The sequence below is a fragment of the Microlunatus parietis genome (genome assembly GCF_013407955.1).
In the GTDB taxonomy this organism is placed as follows: Bacteria; Actinomycetota; Actinomycetes; order Propionibacteriales; family Propionibacteriaceae; genus Microlunatus; species Microlunatus parietis.
This window is the reverse complement of record NZ_JACCBU010000001.1, coordinates 5715531-5735147: the sequence shown is the minus strand read 5'-3', so window position 1 is coordinate 5735147 and position 19617 is coordinate 5715531. Positions and strand designations below refer to the sequence as shown.

Annotated in this window: 17 protein-coding genes; 3 read left to right on the top strand and 14 right to left on the bottom strand. The window is 68.5% G+C overall.

Going from position 1 to position 19617, the window contains the following annotated elements; translation table 11 throughout:
* Positions 1–224 precede the first annotated feature (224 nt).
* From BKA15_RS27660 to BKA15_RS37045, 3 genes are all read left to right on the top strand, one after another.
* The gene (locus BKA15_RS27660; RefSeq protein ID WP_179756427.1) at positions 225–1100 is read left to right on the top strand and encodes a helix-turn-helix domain-containing protein; all 876 of its coding nucleotides are present in this window, start codon (positions 225–227) and stop codon (positions 1098–1100) included.
* A 4-nt stretch (positions 1101–1104) separates the two neighbouring features.
* A complete protein-coding gene (locus BKA15_RS27655; RefSeq protein ID WP_179756425.1) occupies positions 1105–1509 on the top strand; it encodes a VOC family protein in 405 nt (134 codons plus the stop codon).
* Positions 1510–1868: 359 nt separating this feature from the next.
* A complete protein-coding gene (locus tag BKA15_RS37045; protein ID WP_179756423.1) occupies positions 1869–3344 on the top strand; it encodes a recombinase family protein in 1476 nt (491 codons plus the stop codon).
* A 201-nt stretch (positions 3345–3545) separates the two neighbouring features.
* Here the strand turns inward: BKA15_RS37045 and BKA15_RS27645 are convergent, their stop codons facing one another.
* From BKA15_RS27645 to BKA15_RS27580, 14 genes are all read right to left on the bottom strand, one after another.
* The gene (locus BKA15_RS27645) at positions 3546–4142 is read right to left on the bottom strand and encodes a hypothetical protein (protein WP_179756422.1); all 597 of its coding nucleotides are present in this window, start codon (positions 4140–4142) and stop codon (positions 3546–3548) included.
* A gap of 2 nt (positions 4143–4144) precedes the next feature.
* Entirely contained in the window at positions 4145–4375 is a 231-nt protein-coding gene (locus tag BKA15_RS27640) for a hypothetical protein (RefSeq protein ID WP_179756421.1), read from the bottom strand.
* Between the two features lie 16 nt (positions 4376–4391).
* Positions 4392–4604: a hypothetical protein gene (locus BKA15_RS27635; RefSeq protein ID WP_179756420.1), complete on the bottom strand. Its 213-nt coding sequence runs from the start codon at positions 4602–4604 to the stop codon at positions 4392–4394.
* A gap of 75 nt (positions 4605–4679) precedes the next feature.
* A complete protein-coding gene (locus BKA15_RS27630) occupies positions 4680–4961 on the bottom strand; it encodes a hypothetical protein (protein WP_179756419.1) in 282 nt (93 codons plus the stop codon).
* Positions 4962–5439: 478 nt separating this feature from the next.
* Positions 5440–8757 carry a coiled-coil domain-containing protein gene (locus tag BKA15_RS27625; protein WP_179756418.1) on the bottom strand — a complete coding sequence of 1106 codons (3318 nt, stop codon included), beginning with the start codon at positions 8755–8757 and terminating at the stop codon, positions 5440–5442.
* 28 nt (positions 8758–8785) lie between these two features.
* Positions 8786–13303: a MobF family relaxase gene (gene mobF / locus BKA15_RS27620; protein ID WP_179756417.1), complete on the bottom strand. Its 4518-nt coding sequence runs from the start codon at positions 13301–13303 to the stop codon at positions 8786–8788.
* Positions 13297–13464, bottom strand: coding sequence for a hypothetical protein (locus BKA15_RS27615; protein ID WP_179756416.1), 168 nt, complete (start codon positions 13462–13464; stop codon positions 13297–13299). Before BKA15_RS27615 ends, mobF begins: the two co-directional genes overlap by 7 nt.
* Complete coding sequence (locus BKA15_RS27610) at positions 13461–14819, bottom strand: DUF2637 domain-containing protein (protein ID WP_179756415.1); 1359 nt, start codon at positions 14817–14819, stop codon at positions 13461–13463. The genes BKA15_RS27615 and BKA15_RS27610 overlap by 4 nt, the downstream gene beginning before the upstream one ends.
* Positions 14816–15265 (bottom strand): hypothetical protein, encoded by a 450-nt coding sequence (locus BKA15_RS27605; RefSeq protein WP_179756413.1) that lies wholly within the window; start codon positions 15263–15265, stop codon positions 14816–14818. Before BKA15_RS27605 ends, BKA15_RS27610 begins: the two co-directional genes overlap by 4 nt.
* On the bottom strand, positions 15262–15633 hold the full coding sequence (locus BKA15_RS27600) for a hypothetical protein (RefSeq protein WP_179756411.1): 372 nt from the start codon (positions 15631–15633) through the stop codon (positions 15262–15264). The genes BKA15_RS27605 and BKA15_RS27600 overlap by 4 nt, the downstream gene beginning before the upstream one ends.
* Positions 15630–16313 (bottom strand): hypothetical protein, encoded by a 684-nt coding sequence (locus tag BKA15_RS27595; RefSeq protein WP_179756409.1) that lies wholly within the window; start codon positions 16311–16313, stop codon positions 15630–15632. Before BKA15_RS27595 ends, BKA15_RS27600 begins: the two co-directional genes overlap by 4 nt.
* Positions 16310–17125, bottom strand: coding sequence for an RRQRL motif-containing zinc-binding protein (locus BKA15_RS27590; RefSeq protein ID WP_179756407.1), 816 nt, complete (start codon positions 17123–17125; stop codon positions 16310–16312). Before BKA15_RS27590 ends, BKA15_RS27595 begins: the two co-directional genes overlap by 4 nt.
* Positions 17122–19200: a type IV secretory system conjugative DNA transfer family protein gene (locus BKA15_RS27585; RefSeq protein WP_179756405.1), complete on the bottom strand. Its 2079-nt coding sequence runs from the start codon at positions 19198–19200 to the stop codon at positions 17122–17124. Before BKA15_RS27585 ends, BKA15_RS27590 begins: the two co-directional genes overlap by 4 nt.
* On the bottom strand, positions 19197–19589 hold the full coding sequence (locus BKA15_RS27580) for a hypothetical protein (protein ID WP_179756403.1): 393 nt from the start codon (positions 19587–19589) through the stop codon (positions 19197–19199). Before BKA15_RS27580 ends, BKA15_RS27585 begins: the two co-directional genes overlap by 4 nt.
* Between the last annotated feature and the right edge of the window lie 28 nt (positions 19590–19617).

Genomic DNA, 19617 nt, shown 5'->3' with positions numbered 1-19617 from the left:
AGCCGTCGAACGGACCAAGGTTCCACACATTCTCGCGCACCGCGCGCCGCGACGATCGCCTCCAACCGGGTCGGCCGGTTCGGGTGCGCACACGATCACCTGCGGTCCATGGTGATCACCCATCGGAAGCCTGAGCGGCTTCGGTCGTCAGGATCGTGGAGTGCTGGTTGGTGATGTCGATGGCCGTCCTCGGCCGGAATCACCGAGCGCCCTATCGTGAGGCCATGGAAGAGCCGGCGGCGGTCACAGTGACTGGATACCCGGCACGCGCCCTCATGCCGTTCGTCCAGCGTTATCACGGCGCCAGGTTCGAGGACCTCGCGCCATGTGTTCATCGCGGCCTTCCCTCGCACCAACTCGAGTTCATCATCTGCCTCGGGCAGCCTCTCATGATCAACTCGAGCGGTGGGCTGCTGGCGCGTCCGTACGCAGGGCTGGTCGGAGGTCTGCACCGTCGGCCCGTGAACGTTGCGCTCCACGGGTCGATGCGGAACGTTTCGCTCGAGCTGACACCACGCGGTGCGAGGAAGCTACTGGGCGTCCCTGCCGCCGAGCTGGCCGGGCAGTTCGTCGACCTCGACGCGCTGCTGGGAAAGGGCGCCGCCGAACTCACCGAGCGCCTGGCGAGCGCGACCGACTGGGCAGCGTGTTGGTCGGTCCTGGACGACTCACTGAGTTCGCTCGCGTCTCGGGCCAGCGACCGGATCCGGGAGGACGCCGACGCCCAGCACACCTGGCACCGCATCCTCGCCTCCGGCGGCACGGTTCGGATCGGAGACCTGGCCACGGAGTCGGGTTACAGCCACCGCCAGTTGAGAGACAAGTTCCTTCGCGAGTACGGCCTGTCGCCCAAACAGGCCGCCAGGATCGTTCGGTTCGAACGATCGGCAGAACTGGTCAAGACTCTCGGACGAACCAAGCACCACCCGATGGCTCCGACACCGTCGCTGTCCGAGATTGCGGCATGGTGCGGCTACTACGACCAGGCGCACATGACTCGAGACTGGAATGATCTTGCTGGGTGCCCGCCGTCAGAATGGCTCCGGTCCGAGAATCTCCCTTTCGTCCAAGACAGCGATGGTGGTTCCGGCCCAAGCTGACTGCATGGAATCGACGACACCACCGGGCCTGTGGCCGAGCCTCGGGTATCGAGACGCGACCGCAGCTGTCCAGTTCTTGAAGGAGGCACTGGGCTTCGAGGAGATCGCCATCCATCCCGGAAGCGCTCCCGGTGCGATCAATCAGGCGGTACTGCGCTGGCGCTCAGGCGCGATCATCACGGTTCACACCGCCGAGCCGGAGGTCGTCGCCTTCCAGGACCTCGGGCCGCGGATTCCGATCGGGATCTACCTGCATACCGACGACCCGGACGGATTGTACGAACGGGCGGTGAGGTCCGGAGCCAAGCCGTTCGGCGGTCCAGAGACGTCGCACCACGCGACCCGCGACGCGACGGTAGCCGATCCCGAAGGTTGCCTCTGGAGCTTCGGCACCTATCGCGGCGATTGAACAGCGCCACCGGCCGCCGTCATCAGTTGAGCTTCACTGGTCGGTCTGAAGTGCAAAGCCCGAGCGCCACGTCCGTCCGGACGGGTCTCGAGCTCACTTCCTGGCACGGACCGTGCCAGGCACCTTCCGTATGCACCCCGAGGAATGAGCGTTTCGATCAACTAGCTCTTCGCAGCCGCGAGCTGGCCGCAGGCACCGTCGATCTCGCGCCCGCGCGTGTCCCGTACGGTCACGGGCACGCCCCGCCTTTCCAGCCGGCGCACGAACTCTTCCTCGTCCTCGCGCCGCGATGCGGTCCATTTCGAACCAGGGGTGGGATTCAAGGGGCACAGACCTAAAAAACATGTACCCTCGGTGACGTGACCAGGATTGCGGTTGGCTACTGCCGTATCAGCGAAGACCCCGAGGGCCTTGAGGTCGGCGTAGACCGGCAGCGGGAAGACAACTCGACCCTCGCCAAGCGCGAGGGGTTCACGCTCGCACACTCCTTCGAAGACAACGATATCGGTGCCTCGACCTTGAGTCGGAAGAGTCGGCCCGACTTCGAACGGATGATGGAACGCGCCTGGCAAGGCGAGTTCGACGCCATCATTGCCTACTCGAACTCGCGACTCACCCGCCGACCTATGGAGCTGGAGGGCTTCATTGAGCTGTACAACCATCGACTCCGCATCGATCGGCCCATCCGGATCATCACCATGGTCTCAGGTGAGGACGACCTCTCGACCGCGGACGGGCGTATGGTCGCTAGATTCAAGGCGGCCGCCGATGCCGGTGAGGCTGAGCGCACTGGCGAACGGATCGCCCGAGCAAGAAAGGCGAAGCGCGACAAAGGCGAGCCGCATTCTGCATTTCGCCCATTTGGTTGGCAGAAGGATCGGATACACCTCGACCCAATCGAGGCACAGCATGCACGAGAGGCGGTTTCGATACTCATCGAAGGCGCGTCGCTGCACGAAGTGTGTCGAGGGTTCAACGATGCTGGATTACGAACATCCCGAGGGAATCCCTGGACCTATCAGACCGCTCTGACCTACTTTCACAACCCGAGGCTCGCCGGCTACGTCGGCCAGGACGGTGAACTGTATCTACACTCGCTGACTGGCGATCCGGTCAAGGGACAATGGGACCCATTGATAGAGCTTGACACGTTCGAACGGCTGTGCGCGCGTCTCGATCGCAACAAAGAGCTAGGCATACATGTGAGAGATCGTAACGAAAAGGCGCTCCTGAGTGGAGTGCTTCGGTGCGGCGTGTGCGGGACACGGATGCATGCGATCTCCGGCCGAGGAGGTAATCTCCGGCCGGATGGAACACGAACGAAGCGGTACAACGCCGCCTATCGATGTGGGCTCATGACCAGTTCTCTTGGTACAGAGAACAAACACTACATGGTTATTGACCGACTGCAGACCGAAGAAACAGTAGTTGGCCTGCTCCTGCGCTACATGGCGCGAATAAGCCTCGAAACGCAGCCAGCTCCTCAAACCTGGCCACAGGAAGAGGAGCTGACCGCCAAAGAGGAAAGGGCCAAAGCGCTACTGGCAGCATTCTCGCGCGGCGAACTCTCTGAGGCGCGAGTATTTCCTGTCGTCCAAACGCTTGAGGACGAAATAGCGACCCTGAAAAAAGCCCGGCGGCGGTGGCTCGCCGAGACAGCAGGCCCGATTCCTGAACAGCTCAGCCGGGAGGAATGGGACAACCTGCCGACGCACAAGCAGCGCGGATATATCGATCGAGTGTTCTCCTCAATCGTCGTTACGCGCTCTCAGGCAACCGGCCGGCCACGGTTCGACCCCGACCGACTCCGTCCGGTGTGGCGCGAAGCGCGTTGAGCGACGCGATGAGGGCCGCGGAGGGCTCCGGCGCTGCTGCCAACTGCTTCTGTATCCATGCTTCCTTCTGCTGGTCGTCGCTCGTTGGCTCTCCGCGGTGATTCGTCATTACGGTCGCTGCTTCTAGCTGGGTTGTCGGAGTGCCGGTCCCTGTCTGGTTGGCGCCTGGGCGGGACTGGCCTTGCACGGCTTGTCGTTTCCTCATCTCCGGTGCTCCTGTTGTTGTTGTTCGCGGTCGTTGGACTCCTGCAGTTCGTGGCGTGCGTTGGTGCTGTACTCGGCGGCTAGCTGCCGGGCTTCGGCTTCGGAGAGATCGCGGCGGATGTGGCGGCGGTAGTAGGTGTCGAACACGGCCCAGCGGCCGCGAAACCGGCGTGGTTTGAAGATGTCGTCTGCACGGCTCGGCCAGACGTACTGAGGGGCCGGCGCGACGTCTTGGCGCTGCTCGGGTTTCGGCCACGGCTTGTGACCCGCCGGACTGGCCTGAAGCCGAAGGTACTCGTTGAAGCCGATCTCCCGTTCACGGCGGGCCCGTTCGGTGCGGACCTCGACCAGCCGGGCCACGTAGCGGTCCAGGCCGGCGGCGCGGCGCTCAGCCGGCGTCGAGACCCGCCAAGGCCGGCGGTCGTTCCAGCCCTCTGACCTGACGGTCACGTTCGCGATGTAGCCCTGCAGGCCGCGGTCATGCTCCTCCAGCCCGGCCGGACTCAGGGTTTCAAGATCACCGTTCCACGCCGGGGCGCCCGGGTAGCGCCCCTCGCGGTCACGCTCACCAATGCGTTCGCGATAATTGGTCATGATCATTCTCCTGACGTGTCGGACTCGCCGACCTTGGTCGGGGCGGCGTCAGCGGCATACGTCTTCGAGTTGATCTTGAACCACTCTCCGACCTCGTACCCGTAGCGGGCGATGTGCTCGGAGAGGGTCACGGTCGAACCGACGTAATCGGCATCGGTGAACGCGCCCTCGATCTGGCCGCCATCGGCGTAAACGGTGATGTAGTGGGTTTCGGTGTTGTGCGCGGCGTACATGTCTACTCCTTCGTGATCAAGGTCGGGTCGGTCGGGCGCGGGTGATCTTGGCTGCGCGGGCAACGACTCCTGGGGGCCCTCCCTCCTCCCAGTAGATGACCAGGTTCGGGGATCCGAAGTTGCCGAAGACCTCCTTCACGGTCCGCTCTTCGGGTCCCCAGACGCGGATGTTGTGAACCGGAAAGAGGATGCGATCGCCGGGCTTGAGGTCGGCATAGGTCTCGGTCATCTCTGCTCCTTTGTGATCTTGGTCTGGTCTGCCTCGGCGGCGCCCGGTGCGGGGTCCGGGCGCCACTGGGACGGGTCAGAGGGAGTAGCCGAACGCGGCCAGAATCTCGATGTGCGTGGCGTCGGTGTGGAAGTGCGCCATGGGCTCGGACTTGACCATGCCGTTGGGGAAGTTCCCGTCAGCGGCCGGCGTCCAGTAGTAGACCGGGTAGACGGCAATCCGGTCGGCGGCGTGCCAGATGCCGATGCCGTCGAACCCAGCACGGTCGCCCCAGCTGCAGTCGTCACTGAGGACGTACATCGCCAGGCCGTTGACGTCGGAGATCCGGCTCGCCTTCTTGGTCTCGGTGGTGATCATTTCGGGTTCCTCCGGTTGGTGTGGTGGTTGCAGGGACAGGGTTGGTGGATGGCGTGTTCGCGGTGGGTGCGGATCTGGTCGCCGCAGGGGCCAGCGTGGGGTGCGTGGCCGCACCAGGTGCAGGCTCCGGCCGGAATCCGGCGCGGAGGGTTTGACCCGTTCGCCATGATCATCAACTCCCCTGCTGGTGGCCGTTGGGTGGCGGCAGCCCCCTGTTTTTTGGGGGCCTGCCGACTGCTGTCGCATGCCGGCCCGGTAGAGGCTCCAAGGTCAATCAGGGTCCGTGAGGTTCTCGTTTGGCGGACTAGGAAATAAGCGAGCTTGCGAGCGCCGACGTCCGTCAGGCGAGAACCTCACGGACCCTGATTGAGGTTGGAGGGGCCGGGCTGGCACCAGGCCACCGGACCCGGCCAGGCACCCTCTTTCCCGCCCGCAGGGCGGTGGGCACCAGGCCGGGCCCGGCAGCCGCCCGGCTCGACTAACGGTCGTCGTAATCAGCGCGGTCCAGCACCGGCTGGCTGTCCGTGCGCTCGATGGCGGCGTGCTGTTGTTGATCTTGTTGATGCCACCGGACGAGGTCCTCGTCGTGTCGGGCCCGCTCCGCGGCGGTCCTGCGGTGGTCCTCGGTCTGGCGCTGCTGCAGATCGTGCACGGCCTGCCCGGCCCGGTGTACCGCCACAGCGGTTTCGTCCGGTGGCTCGTCCAACGGCTGCCGCTCAAAGTCCGGCGCTACGTCCTGGGCGGGATGATCAGCCGAGTTGCCCGCCGGCCTCGGATCCCGGTCTCCTCCTGGAGCTGCGAGATCCCGTTCGCGTGACCGCTCATAGGCAACCTCGGACGGGTACCCCGCATGCAGATCGGAGAGCACCGCCTCCGTGCCTTCCGCCCGCACCACATCGCCTTCGGATCGAGCGGCAGCAGCTATCTGTTCCAAGCGTCGAATGAGGTCCTTGCTCGGCCCGGACTTGTGCGATTCAGCGATCGCCTCAGCGCGCGCCTCGCGCAGCTCCAGGTCGGCCGCGGCGAGCCGGTTCTCGATGAGCTCGGCCCGGTGGGCATTCTCGTAGAACACCTCACGGTCGTAGTAGTCGAACTCGCCGTCCTCGTCGTTCTCCACCTGGGCCAACTCGCGGGCCCGGTAGCCGGACAGAAGCCCACGAACCAGGCGGATCTCGTCCGACGACAAGATCACCTGCGCCTGGTCCGAGATCGTGGCCGGCACATGCACGGCGTCAACCGCGCCGGTGTCCACCGCGTCGTCGTCGACATCCTGGCCGCCGTCGTGATGTTCGGCGGTCGGGGTTGCGGTGGAGTCACCGGCGTTCGCGGCGGGTGCGGTGCGAAGATCACGCCACGGGTCATGGTTTGGAGCGTCTGGCGGCATAGCTTCCCGCCGATGCTGGGCGCCCTCGCCACGACTAACGACGGCAAGCAGCCGGTCAATCTCGGCCGCAGCCTCAGCGTCGGGCTCACTCCACCACGAGTCGTCGTCGAAGCGGGCATCGTCGGCATATTCCGGTGCGAGGCCCAGGGTCGCTTCGTCCTGGTCTTTCCAGTCGGCCCTGATCCGGTCGTCGATACCGGGCGTCTGGAGATCGTCCAGGTTGGACCGCGTCATCGCCTGCGCCGACCCGATTAGCTCGCCCAGCAGGTCAACGTTGGTCGGTGTGGCGTCGGTGCGGTCCCATTCGGCGTAGGCGTCATCGGTGCCCCGCAGGAGGTCGAATGCCGACCGGGCCCGGCTCAGCGCAGTATCGGCGTCACGGTGCGCGCCGAGACTGTGCCCACCCTCACCCAACTCGGAGTCCACAGCCGGAGCGGTAACAGCCCGCTCGGCAGCCGCGGCCGTGTCGATGGCCGGCCGCTGGTCGCCGGCGGCGTCGGCTTCAGCGGAGGCCTGGGCCGTCGCTCCAGGGGTTCCTTCGATCAGGCGTTGTTCAGCGATGGCTCGCTGCACGTCACCGCGGGCGAAGTCGATGTCCAGGGCGAACTCCGAGTTCACTTCGTCATACCCGGCGGCTTCCCGGAGTTGGTCTTCGATCTCCTCGGCCCGGCCGAGGGCGGTGTCGGCCTCGAACAGGGACGCCGCCAGGGTTTGCCGGGCGTCGGTGTTGCGTTGCGGGATCCGGTACCAGTAGTCCCGATCCCAATCGTCGTTGCACACCTCGTCCTCGGCCAAGATCAACCCGTCAGCGGTGACGCGGACCGGTGACCCGTCCGAGTACCGGGCCTGAAGGCCGGACTTCGCGATCTCGGCAGGGTCTGTCGAGACATGCTCGGCCTTGATCAACTTCTCTGCGCCGCTCGCAGCGACCACAACTCGGTAGCCCTCAACCGGCGTCGACGCGTCCGCGTCCAGGCCGTAGCCGTAGAACGCCTCCTCGATCCGGCCGGGGCCGTACGGGGTTGCCACCAACCGATCCCTCCCCTCCTGGCTGACGGGCTCCAGGGCGTGGGCTTCAAGCCGGTCCGCGGCGGAGTACTCCTCGCCAGCCTCTGCCGTGTCCTGGGATTCAAGGCCGAGCTGGTCGGCGAGCCGGCCGCGTTCCTCGGCGAGCCGGTCGAGGTCGTCCGGTCGCGGCGACCAGCCGCGGTCACGCTCCTCGCCGGGCGAGGCCAAGGTGAGGGCGGTGATCAGGTCACCGTTGATCGCGTCGTCGGCGATTACGGCGGCGAGGTCGCCTTCGTGCTTGACGATCAGTCGGAGCCCGAACGGTGGGCTGATCGGTCGTTCGGCGGTCTGGCCGGTGAAATAGGCCTTGTTGCGTTGGCTGTGCTCGACCTGCAGCCGCTGGGCCAGATCACGCCGCTCGGCGTTGGCGGCGGCGTCGTGGCCGGCGATACCGAGGCTCAACGCCTCGGCCCGCCCAGCGGCAGAGAGCTGGTCGTAGGTGGCGGCCAGCTCGGCGCGCTCCGCGGCCTCGTGCTCCCAGTCGGTCCGGACCATGGCGCGGAAAGCGGGCCACGCCAGCTCGCCGGAGTTGACCCGGAGCGTCCCGGCGATCCGGTCCAGCCGCTCGTCCACCTCCGCCCACACCGCCTCTTCCTGCTCGGTGTGGCCGTAGTCGGCGGTCAGCCGGTCCAACAACACCTGCGCCCGCTCGGCAGCCTTCCCGGCCGCAACGTGAGCCGGCACGAGCAGCGCGTCCCGCTCGGTGTCGTCCAGCTCTGCGACCTCGGCGGTCCGGTCGTCGCCGACCTTGACGTTGGCCAGGATCGGATGATCCAGGGCTGGGTCCAACTCGATCATCCGGTCGACGGCGGCGATGGCGTGGGTCATCGTTCGCCAGAGCCGCCATTCAAACGGCGAGGTCACCGCTTCGTAGCCGGCCCCGACCCGGCCAGCCTTCTCGACCGCCGCCGCCCGGGCCATCGCCTCGTGCACATCGGCCAACGCCGCCGCAAGCTCAGCCCGCGTCTCCTTCTCCGATACATACACGCTCATTTCACCGGCCTCGACAGCGGCCAGGATCCCGGCCATGGCCTCAGCATCGGTAGCCAGCCGGTAACCCGACTGGTCGCGGTTCCCTCGATCGGCTGCGGGCGCTGGCTGGTCCGGCGTGACGCTGGTGGCGAGATCCTTCTGGGCCTGCTCCTGGAGCCGTCGTTCAGCCTGATCCAGCCGCCGCCGGTAGGCGTCGTAGGCCTGCTCGTACTCCTCCTCCGAAACGACCTCGCTCAGGTCAGCCATGGCCAGGTCGGCCTCATACACGCTCTGGCGGTGCTGTTCTTCACGGGCGACGATCCTCCGCGCGATCTCGAGCGGATCGGTCGGGTCGTTGGTGGTGTCGGTCATGATCATTTCCTTCCGTGGTGTTGGTTAGTTAGTGCGAAAGTTCGAGCGCCGGACCGTCGTCGTCCTGCCGAACGGCGGAACGGCTGTCGGCCGGCTGGTCGGTGTAGTCGGTGTGCCAGCGGGCGAGTTCGTCGTCCCGCTCGGCCTCCTGTTCGTCGGCGGCCCGCTGCTCCTCGACGGTCTGGCGGTGGCGGATCTCGACGATCGCCCGCTGCGCGTTACGCACCGCCGCCGCGGACTCCTCCGCCGACGGGACCCGCAGTACGTCCTCGACCTCGACCGCACCCTCGGTCTCGGCCCGAATGTCGGGCACCGGGTCGGCGACCGGCTCGACCTCGACCGGCTCGGGCCGGACCGCGGCCAGGTCTTGGTCCCGGGCCTGTTCGGTATCGGCGAGTTCGTGCTCGCCGGTGATCTCGCGGTGCGGATCCTCAGCGGCATCGGCTTCGCGGCGGGCGGCGAGCCACTCCTCGGCCGTCACCGGCTCCTCGTCCAAAGCTGCGTCCTCGCGGGTCGGCAGCTCGGCCGCGGCCCGCTCGGCCGCCGCCCGTGTCTCCGCCGTGTGCGCGTACCAGGCGGCGCGGGCCTCGTCCGCGACCGCCAGCTCGGCCGACTGCGCCTCCAACGCTTCAGCGAGGGCCGCAGCGTCGCCGGCCTCATCGAGCAGCCGGTCCCGTTCCGCCCGGTCCGTGGCGGCGTCGGCCTGCGCGTTCAGCAGGGCGGCATCGTTACGTCGCTGTTCGGCGGTCTGACGGGTCGCCGCGAGCTGGTCGGCCACATAGGACGGCGCCCACGTCTTCTCCCGCTCGTAGGCGGCGATCCGGACCCGCAACTGGCCCGTGCTCATTTCGGCCTCGGCCCGGTCCGCGACCGGCCGACCCAACGCTCGCCACGCCGCATGCCACGAGGCGTACGCCTCCACCTGTCCCGGCTTCGGCGCGGGGCCCAACGCCTCTGCCGGATCCTCATACCCAGTCAGCTCACGGTGCGCCGCAACCTTGCCGACGTTGTCGAGCCACTGCTCCTGCGCATCTTTGTCCTCGGGCACGGGGCCCAGTGACTCAATCGCCCACTGGGGAGGGGCCGCCGCAAGAGCCCTGCCGAGTTCCGTCTGTCGTGCATCCGCGTCACCCGCAAGCTGCTGCAGGTAAGCACTCCACTGGGCGTCCTCGATCGCCGGAATCCAATCGCCGTAGCCGTCACCGGTCGGATCGAGGGTCGTGGTGTGGTCGGTGATCCGGGAGTGGAGGACGTTGGTGATCTGCCGGGCGTCGTCGAGGTCGCGCCGTTCGACGGCGTCGACCAGGGCGGCGCGGGGGTCGTGGCCGGCGATCTCGACCCGGCGTAGCAGCCGGGTGAGGGTGGCGGCGCCGTCCTCGGCGGCGATTGTCGCCCGCTGCCCTTCGGTGAGGGTGCCGGCTTGGACGAGTTCGTCGAGCCATCGTTCGGTGCGGCCGGCGATCGCGATCTCGCAGGCGTCGGCGAACAGCTCGCCGGGTGTGCGGATCGCCGCGTTCTCGTCGGCGGCCTCGGCGGCGTGGGCGAGGGCGGACAGTTCGGGCTCGTCGGTCTCCAGGACGGTCGCGAGCACGGCTTGCGGGTCGCGGTGGACCGCCTCCAGCACCTCGCCGGTCTGGGCCTGGTCGGGCCGGTCGAGGGTGACAACGTGGGCGGTGTTGGCGTGCCGGCCGCGGCTCATCCCGACATAGAGCGCGTCCGCTCCCGTTCGAGCGCTGACCACGGAGTGGGTGGTGTCGACGGTGACGCCTTGCACCGCGTGGACGGTGTAGGCGTAGCCGAGGGCGAGCTTGTCGGCGACGTAGTCGGCCGGCAGCCGCATCGTCTCCCCGTCGACCGGTCGGCCGGTGTCCCGGTCGATCGGGGCGCAGGTGATCGACCCGTCGTCGTGCACGTCGGTGATCTTGAACTCGTCCCGGTTCCGCGGCGCCCGCCGGTTACCGGCATAGCCGGCCAGGTGCCACGCGTTCTCCCGGGCCTGCACGACGTCGCCGGCACCGGCGAACAGCCCTTGGAGGCCGAGCTGGACGGTGCGGGTGTCGTCGACCCGGCCAAGATCAACGAGCCGGGCCCGGAGGTCACCAGACAGCCGGGCGGCCTGCTCGTTGCTGTCCACGATCAGCAGCGACCGGCGCTCTTCCAGGGTGTCGGCCAGCCACGCCCGGCCGGCGGCCTGCTCGGTCTGCTCGACTGCGCCGCCGTCGAGCAACCGGCCCTGCCGGTGATACTCGCCCAGCACAGAGGTGTCGTGCTCACGCAGCCGCAACGACGCCGGGCCCTCCCAGTCCTCGGCGAACCTCCTAGTTTCGGTCAGTTCGTACCGGGGTCCGGTCGCGGCGGCGAGGTCCATGCCGCCGGCGGCGCCGACGGCCGAAAGCTGGCGGTGATCACCGACCAGCAGGAGTTTCGCGCGGGCCTGCTCGGCGTAGGCGTGGATCCGGGCCAGCGCGGCCGTGTCGGCCATGCCGGACTCGTCGACTACGACCAGGTCGCCGGCGGAGAGTGCCCAGGCGCGTTCCTCCGGCCGGGCGTCGCCGGCGGCGATCCGGTCCTGCATGCCGAGCCACTGGGTCGTGTTCCGCGCGGTGAGCCCCTCGGCGGCCAGGACGTCGGTGGCGATCTGCGCGGTCGCCAGCCCGACAACCCGACGCCGCTCCCCGCCCCACAGGGCGGGGTCTTCCCACGCGTTCGCGAGGGTACCGAGGAGGAAGCTCTTACCGGTCCCGGCCGGGCCGATCAGCGTTTCGATCCGGGCACCGGAGGTCAGGATTCCGGTGATCGCGGCCGCCTGGTCGGCACCCAACTCGGTCCCCTGCTCGGCGACCGTGGCGATCACGGTCCGCGCCGTGGCCGGGTCGAGGGCGCGCCGGTCGGTCGACCGGTCGGCGGCGTGGAGCAGCTTCTCGGTGTGCAGGTGGCCGGGAGTGGCGTAGACCCGGCCGCCGGGCGCCTGATAGGACGAGGCGCCGTTCGCGAGCCGTAGCTCGTCGGGCAGCACGGCCTCGCCGGGACGTTCCGGCTCCAACGGTGTGGCGAGCTTGACGCCGTCTTGGGTGAGCCGGACGAGAAGCTCGGTGATCTCGCCGGGCTGCAGGTTCCCGAGGTGGTCGGGCAGGCTGTCACTGATCGCCCGGGTCAGGTCCGACTCGTTCCAGGAGGCCCGGGTCTCGTGCACCCGGGCGAGCGCGGCCTGCAGCACCGCCGTCTCGGTCCATTCCCCGCCGCCGGCAGGCTGTTCGGTGCGGGCCGCGAGGGCCTGATCGGCGACTGCCGCGAGGCCGCCGGCGACCTCGGCTCGAAGCTGCTGGTCCCACCGGTCGAGCCGTTCGGCGACGGTCTCGCCGTCGTGCGACTTCGCCCGCCGGGTCGCGAGCGTGGCCTGTTGCTTCAGCCGGTTCAGCTCCAACGCGTTCGGCGCCCGGCCGAACTTGCTCTCGAACGCGGCGACCAGTTCGCCGGCCTTCTTCCCGATCGCGGTCTTCCGTGACGAGAACAGGTCCATCACCGACTGGTCGATCCCGACGATCTCGCGGGCCGCGCCGTCCGGGCGGGTCGCGAACTGGACGCCGAGCGCGCGGGTCAGGTGCTGTTCCATGACCCGCTCGGCGACCGCGCCCGCGCTGCCCTTGTACTTGTGCAGGGCGCGGGAGTCGAGCGTGCGCCACTTCCCGTCCGATCCCGGAACCCGGTTCAGGATCGCGTTGTGAATGTGCAGCTGCGGATCGTGGTTCCGCGAGTCGTGCTGGAAGAAGCTCGCCACGACCCAGTCGTGCGCGTCCGCCCACCGACCAGCCGGACCGCCGTGGTGCCCGACCCGGGCATAGCCGGCCTTCTCCGACAGATAGTCGAGCGCGGCATTGTTCCCGGCCCAGATCGCATCCTCCACCGCCGTCCGGTAGGCGGCCCAGGATTCGACCTCACGCCGCGCCCGGCGCACCGCCGCCTCCAACGGCTGCACACCGTGCACCGCCTGCACCGGTGCACCGGCCGCCTGCACCGCCGCACCGGCCGCGTCCTGCTCGGCTACGGCCAGTGCGGCCAGGGCGTCGTCGAGCCGCTTCTGCGCCTGCACTGCTTGCGCTTCGAAAGCAGTATGTAGCACGGTGACGCTCTTCTGCACGCTAAACGTGGCGTCGTGGAAGGCGACGTTCTTGCGGGCCTTCTGCCCCGCCTCGATCCGCAGTGCGGCGCGGCGTTCGGCGTCTGCACCGGGCTCGCGCTCCAGTGCAGCCGCATAAATCTCGTGCTCGGTCGGATAGTGGCGACCCTGGTGGCCGAGAGTGTCGACCTCGCCCCACTTCTCCGGGTCGTCGAACCCGTCGGCACGCGGGTCCAGGAACCGCTCATACAGGGCCTGCATGTCCTGCGCGTCGACCTCGCCGGACAGGCCGAGCAGGGCAGCGCCGGCGCCCTGCCAGCGGCCTGGCGGTTCGCCCTCGGTCACGGCGCCGGTGTAGTAGTTCTCCCGGCCGGTGGCGATCGCGTCGGTCAGGTACGAGGCGCTGTGGCCTGAGTTGACGGTCAGCATCCGGCCACCGCCGCCCCCGCCGCCAGGCGGCCCATCTGATCGTGATGCCAAGGTGTGTACTGAAAATCTTGTGGGTCTCGTGCGCTCATCTGGACATCGCTGGCTACCTGAATCGGGCCATGGAAATCGGAAACTTGATTCGTGCTGGAGTGGCTGGTCATGCTCGGCTCTCCTCAAGCTCAGGCTCGGAATCTGACGGCTCGTTCGGCTCTGACTTGCTGGTGTTCGGGATCAACTGGAGCTGTCTCGGCTCGGTCTTGGTCTCGGCGGTCTGGTCGGTGTCGGTGGTGTCGTTCCAACCGGCGAGTTCGTGGATCCGCTTCGCGCGGGGCCAGCCGGAAGACAGAAGTTTCATCACCGCGCGCGCAGACAGCGGTTCGCCGTCGTTGTGGGCGGCGGCATGCCGGTGCAGCCAGCCGACCAGGGCGGCGTCGTCACCGTCGGGCGGTGCGCCCTCGGCAACAGCAGGCGGCTGCACCGCCGGGGCGGGAACGGCAGCGGCAGCCGTAGCAGGCTCGGAAGCGCTACCGGAAGCACCCGGCTGCACCGGGGCGGAAGCGCTCACAGCAGCAGGGCGGTGCACCGGTGCAGCAACAGCGGTGTGCACCGGCCGGTGCGGCTCACCGGTCACCCGGCCCATTGCCGGGTCGGGGGTGGGGAGGGTGATCGTGGCGCGGTCGAGCCGGGCGAGCAACTGACCGGGTGAGAGTTGCCGGTCGTCGTCGGGCAGCAGCAGGGCGACATCGCGGGCCGACAGCAGCCCGTCACGGATCGTGCGCAGGACGGCAGTCCGGGCCGCGCGGGCACGGAGCATCGGCCGCCACCCGGCCGGAGTCGGACAGACCGCCGCCAAGCGGGACGAGACCCGGACGAGCTGCTGCATCAACGCCCGTGCGGCGACCGGATCGTCACCGCCGGTCCGGGCCAGGTGCAGCCACACCCGGGTCGTGATCACCGGCGACGTCAGCCACGTCAGTACGGACCAACGGGCCGACATCAACGCCGACAAACGGCGCTCCTGCCGAGGCTGAATGAGGCCCATGTGCTGCCGCAGCAGGTGCGCCAGCATCTCCACGATGATCGCGTAAGCGAGCGGGGCCAGGGCGTGACCGAGCTTGGCCGCCCACCCCTCCACACTCGCGGCGTTGATCACGATCGACCCGACAATGAACACGTAGGTCGTAAACATCGCGCCCGGGATCGTCCAGCCACGACTCATCGCCGCCAACCGCAGCGCGGTGCAGGCGATGATCATGCCGTCCGCAACCAGCGGCACCAACGGCGACCCGAACGCGGCAGAGACCGCCTCGAACGACGTCACACCGCCGATCCCGGCCACCACCAAAGCGAACGCCACCGCGACACCGAACCCGAACCGGGACCCGGCCCCGGTGCTGCGGCGCGCCCGCTGCTGGAAGGCGCGCACGGCCCGCCGCACCGTGCGGACGATCACCACGACGACCAAGATCGCGACCAGGACGATCACGCCGTACGGGATCAGATCGAACGGGTTCATGACAGACCTCCAGAAGTGAGGGGAAGCGGCTTGCCGATCGGTGGCGGCGGGTCGAGTTGGCGCGCGAGCTTGATCAACTCGCTCCGGATCGCGGCGCGAAGGTCCGGCTGGGCCGCCACCGAGACGGGCCCGATCCGAACGTCGGCGAACTGGTGAAAGCGGGCGCGGTCGCACGCGGCGATCGCACGAGTCACCGCACGGCGGGACAGGTCGAACTCGACCGGCCCGACCATGAGCCAGGCCCGCCAATGCCCGTCCCAACCGTCTTGGTGAAGCCCGCCGGCCACCGGTACCCGGCCCAGCTCGACGTCAGCCCAGGACAGGACGAGTGCCGACGACCACGGCTCCACCAGCCGCGTGAACGGCCGGCGGCAGCGGACGGCCTTGACGGCCAGGTCCTCGAACCGGTCGAGGACGGCCCACCGGATCTGCGTGAGGCTGATCATCGTGCGACCACCCGAGCCCGGCCGGGGTACTCGCGGTTGTTGCCGCCGGTGCCCCAGTCGACCAAGATCGCCCAGGCGGCGGTCTCCCACGAGCCGAGATTGGCGATCGTGGACAGGTCGAGCAGTCGGCCGGTCGTCAGGCTCGCCACGATCGCGTAGAGGCGGCGTTCGGTGCTGGACCAGCCGCGGCCCCGGGTGTCGACGTCGTCAACCCAGGCCTGCCACGGATCGCGCCGGTCGTCGCCGACGGCGAGCAGCCACAAGCTCGCATCTCGGCGTACGGCCGGTGAGAGTTCAAGCAGCGCCTTCGCGGCGAGCCATTCCTCACTGCCGACGCGGGCCCAATACTCGTTCCAGGTGGTGGTCATGACTGTCCTCCTCGGGTTCGGGTGCGGCGGTGGAACGCCGCGTCGGCGGCCGCGAGCTGCTCGTCGGTCGGTACTGGGGCGGGCCGGTCGTGCGGGCCCTCCCACCAGGCGGCGATCGCGTCGGCTGCGGTAGCGGTCGGAACGTCCGGCCGTCCGGTCGCCTGATCGGTCTGGTGGTGGTCCAGGGAGCACTTCCCGGCGTAGTCGCTGATCCGGCGGACCACGCCGGGCCGCATCCGGTCGTGCCAATCGGCGGCCGACCGGACCGACGGCCGGCCCAGGTACGAGGCGCGCCAGGCCTGCATCAGCCAGACCAGTTCCTCGATCACCTCCGGGTGCCACAGCCAGCACTCCGGCAGCCCGGCCGCCCCGTCGGCGTACTGCAGGTACACCGTCCGCAACCACTGCGTGAGGTCGGTCAGCACCTCGGACGGCGTGAACGTGTCCGGCAGCCCGGCCAGCCAGGACTCGACCGGCGGCACCTGGTCCGGCTCCGGCGTCAGCAGGTCCGGCAGCGCGGCGACCTGCTCGGCCAGCTTGCGGACCTCCTCGGCGAGCTGCTCCAGCCCCGCCCGGTCCGCGAGCCCGGCCTGCGCCGTACGGGTGGCCTCGACCTCCCGACCCAGCCCGGCCAGCCCACGCTGCAACAGTTGGACGCGTTCCTCGATCGTGATCGTCATGCCACACCCCTCTCTCGCCAGTCCTCGTAGCCGTCGACCGCGACGGCCGGCGTCGTGTCGGCCGTCGGCCAGGCGGGATCCTCAGCGCGACTGCTGTTCGTGCGGAGTTGGCGGGCCACCAGGTCATCCAGGGCCCGCCGGGCCCGCTCCAACGCATCCGTGACCTCGGTCCCCGACCACACCGCGGCGATCTGCGCCCGGTCACCACCGGGCCGTTCGTGCCCGGTCCCGTCGTCGTGCTCCACGGCCTGTTGATCTTGACCGTGTTGATCTTGAACGGCCGTCTCCGCCGCCGGGGCCGCGATCGGCTCGACCTGGTCCTCGTCGGGATCGATGTCGGCCCGGAACGGGTCGTCCGTGGCCGGGATCGTCCGGTAGAGGGCGTTCAGTTCGTCCGTCGCCTCATCAGTGGCGACTTGATCAACTTCGCCGTCGACCATGGCGGCGTAGCAGTCGCCGCACAGGTGATCGGTCGTCCTGACGGTGTGGTCGACCGGGCCGCACTCGACGCAGACCCTGCGGGCGGCCAGCGCGGCCTCGACGGCGGCGAGCTGCGCCGGAGTCGGAACCCGCTTCGGTGCGGCCAGATCCTCCCGGTACAGCCACGCGAACCGCTGCTCCCGCTTCCACACGATCCGCCCATACGGCTCCTGACCACCCGGCGACAAACCGGCCTCACGCAACTGCCGCCGCGTCAACAAACCATCCGGCGCCCATCCGAACGGGAACGACAACAGACCATCCGCATCGACCCGGCCGAGCCAGGATCGGCCGTCCCACAACTCGACAGCCCCCACTCCCTTGATGGTCATGACCGGCTCCGATCGTCATCGGCCGGCGGAACGACCACCAGGTGCCGGTCACGTTCGGTCGGCCACACCGGATCCGTGTCGGTGTTGAAGTCGGTCGGGCTGACCGGGATGTCACCGACCCGGCGGGTCGTGGACAGGGTCGGGGTGAACCGGTCGGCCGGGCGGAGGCTGGCCAGCCAGGCACGGAACCCGGCCCAGCCGGACCGCCAGGAGATCTCGACCAGCGCTGGACGCCCGGTGGCGATCCGCCGGTTCAGCCGGTCGGCGGCCTTGTCGGCCCGCTGCTTGGCCCGGGCGGCCTTGCGGAAGTCGTGGCGCTTCCACACCATCTCGACCTTGCCGATCGCGGGCGGCATCGACCGTCCGATGATCACGACCTGTCCCGGCTCCAACTGCGCGAACTGAGCCTCCGACAGGATCGCCTGGCGCCGTTTCGTGGTCGAGTAGCCGCGCGAGCTGTGATCATGCGTCGCGACGTCCTCGTCCCGCTCGCCGGCCAACTTCGAGTAGGTCGCAAGATCATCCGTATCGCGGGCGCCGCCATAGACGAGGACGGTCGCGGAGTTGTTCATGATCGAACCCGCCCCGGTATCGCCCCACCGCTTCCGCAACTGCGACCGGCCCTGCGCCGCAATGTGAATGGTGATGTTCCGGCCACCCATGTCGGACGTCCACTCCGGCAACGGAATCGGACAGATCAGGGCGGCCTCGTCCAACACCATCGTCAGCGACGGATCCAGCCGACCCGACGGCTGCTCCGACGCGATCCGGCGTGCCTCCCGCGCGATATGCGCCGTCAACGCCGTCACCAACGGGGCGGTGCTGGCGTCCTCGGCACCGAGCAGATACAGGGTGCCTTTCTCGTCAAGGAACTTCGCCACGTCGATCGACTCCCCCGGCCGCGCGGCGGCGCTCGCGGTCTCGGAGATCATCCAGCGCAACGCGGGCAGGATCGTCGTCGTGATCGACGACTGGGTCCGCTCGTTGTTGTCGAAGAACTGGACGGCCTGCGCCGTGAACGCCTTCGCCGCCGGCGACCGCCTCAGCAGCCGCGTAACCAGCTCCTTGACGTCCTTCGACGGCTGCGCGGCCCAATCGTGCACGTCACTCATGCCGTACTCGCCGCCCGCCGCCCGGCCCAGGGCCGCGGCGTGCAGCATCGTCGACAACGCCTGCGCCGCCTGCAGCAGCCAGAACTTCCGATCACCGTCGCCGCCGTCACCCGGCGAACCGCCCTCGATCAAGTCCTCAGCCCGGTACATCGCCACGGCCGGCGCCTCACACCCGGCCAGCGGGTCGAACGTCAACGTCGATTCCAGCTTCGCCAACCCGTTCGGATTGAACACATACAGCGGACCAACCTTGCCGCGCAGCAGCTCGGTATTGTCGATCAGATCCGTCCGGGTGGAAGTGCAGATAACCGCGCCCGGCGCGTCCAAGATCCGCCCGGCCATCTCGCCCGACTTACCGATCCGCGGCCCACCAAACCTGAGCGTGACGTCCTCGATCGGCGACCAGATCCCGAACATTCCAACCTTCGCCAGCCGAGTGCCCAGCTCGGTCGCCGAGAGCTTGAACCAACGCACCCACCACGACACGTCCCGCAGCGACGGCCGCAGGATGTGGGCCTTACGGCGCAGCGCGAACGCCGACGCCCGCCGCCACAACACCCACCACGACGCCACACCATCCTGCTGAGCAAGCCGCCGCGACCAACGCCGCACCAGACCACCCGATCCCGTCCGACGATGCGACAACCGGGCAAGCATGATCAACACCACGACCGCGCCAACCGCGAGCGGAATCCACCCGTACTGCTTCAACGGAATCCCCGGCTGCAACAGCCACAGCGCGCCGATCAGAGCCAGCCAGAACCCGCCCGACAAGATCCCGCCGACGACCAGCCGCCAAAACACCAGGCAGAACATGATCACCGACGCGGCACCGGTCAAGATCACCCACAAGCCCACCGGCAGGTGCGCGGCCAACATCGCGCCACCCAAGATCAACAACGCCAGCCCGACCAGGCCGGCCCACGGCATGACCAGGCCTTCCTTCTCTGTCGGCCGCCTCACGACGACACCCCTAGACCAAAGGACGCCGGATCGACCGCTCGGCCTGCCGCGACGTGGCCAAGCAGCGCGGTCGACTTTCCACCGCGCGGCGCTCCCGGCTGGACCCGAGACTCACGCAACACCCGCGGCCCGTACGCGATGCACGACAGCCGCACCGGACCAAACCCCGCCTCGACCGCGTACTTCCGCCGATCACACTCCGTGAACGGCTCCATGCCAGTCGAACCGGCGACCGCGTCGACAACATCGTGGGCGTGATATCCCGACGGCACCCGCGCCGACACCGCCGGCAACGGCAACTCCGGATGATCACAAACCCACGCCGCCAGCTCGAACAAACCGCGAACCAACGCAGCCCGCTCCGCCGGCAACACCTTCAACGTGCCCAACCGAGGCACCCACGCCTCCGCCGACACA

What these genes read in the sequence shown, in the direction of transcription:
- BKA15_RS27630 (WP_179756419.1), bottom strand. Translation starts at nt 4,961, where the DNA reads ATGATCACCACCGAGACCAAGAAGGCGAGCCGGATCTCCGACGTCAAC.
- BKA15_RS27645 (WP_179756422.1), bottom strand. Translation starts at nt 4,142, where the DNA reads ATGACCAATTATCGCGAACGCATTGGTGAGCGTGACCGCGAGGGGCGC.
- BKA15_RS27605 (WP_179756413.1), bottom strand. Translation starts at nt 15,265, where the DNA reads ATGATCAGCCTCACGCAGATCCGGTGGGCCGTCCTCGACCGGTTCGAG.
- BKA15_RS27615 (WP_179756416.1), bottom strand. Translation starts at nt 13,464, where the DNA reads ATGACCAGCCACTCCAGCACGAATCAAGTTTCCGATTTCCATGGCCCG.
- BKA15_RS27625 (WP_179756418.1), bottom strand. Translation starts at nt 8,757, where the DNA reads ATGACCGACACCACCAACGACCCGACCGATCCGCTCGAGATCGCGCGG.
- BKA15_RS27610 (WP_179756415.1), bottom strand. Translation starts at nt 14,819, where the DNA reads ATGAACCCGTTCGATCTGATCCCGTACGGCGTGATCGTCCTGGTCGCG.
- BKA15_RS27635 (WP_179756420.1), bottom strand. Translation starts at nt 4,604, where the DNA reads ATGACCGAGACCTATGCCGACCTCAAGCCCGGCGATCGCATCCTCTTT.
- BKA15_RS27590 (WP_179756407.1), bottom strand. Translation starts at nt 17,125, where the DNA reads ATGACCATCAAGGGAGTGGGGGCTGTCGAGTTGTGGGACGGCCGATCC.
- BKA15_RS27660 (WP_179756427.1), top strand. Translation starts at nt 225, where the DNA reads ATGGAAGAGCCGGCGGCGGTCACAGTGACTGGATACCCGGCACGCGCC.
- BKA15_RS27655 (WP_179756425.1), top strand. Translation starts at nt 1,105, where the DNA reads ATGGAATCGACGACACCACCGGGCCTGTGGCCGAGCCTCGGGTATCGA.
- mobF (WP_179756417.1), bottom strand. Translation starts at nt 13,303, where the DNA reads ATGCTGACCGTCAACTCAGGCCACAGCGCCTCGTACCTGACCGACGCG.
- BKA15_RS27640 (WP_179756421.1), bottom strand. Translation starts at nt 4,375, where the DNA reads ATGTACGCCGCGCACAACACCGAAACCCACTACATCACCGTTTACGCC.
- BKA15_RS27600 (WP_179756411.1), bottom strand. Translation starts at nt 15,633, where the DNA reads ATGACCACCACCTGGAACGAGTATTGGGCCCGCGTCGGCAGTGAGGAA.
- BKA15_RS27595 (WP_179756409.1), bottom strand. Translation starts at nt 16,313, where the DNA reads ATGACGATCACGATCGAGGAACGCGTCCAACTGTTGCAGCGTGGGCTG.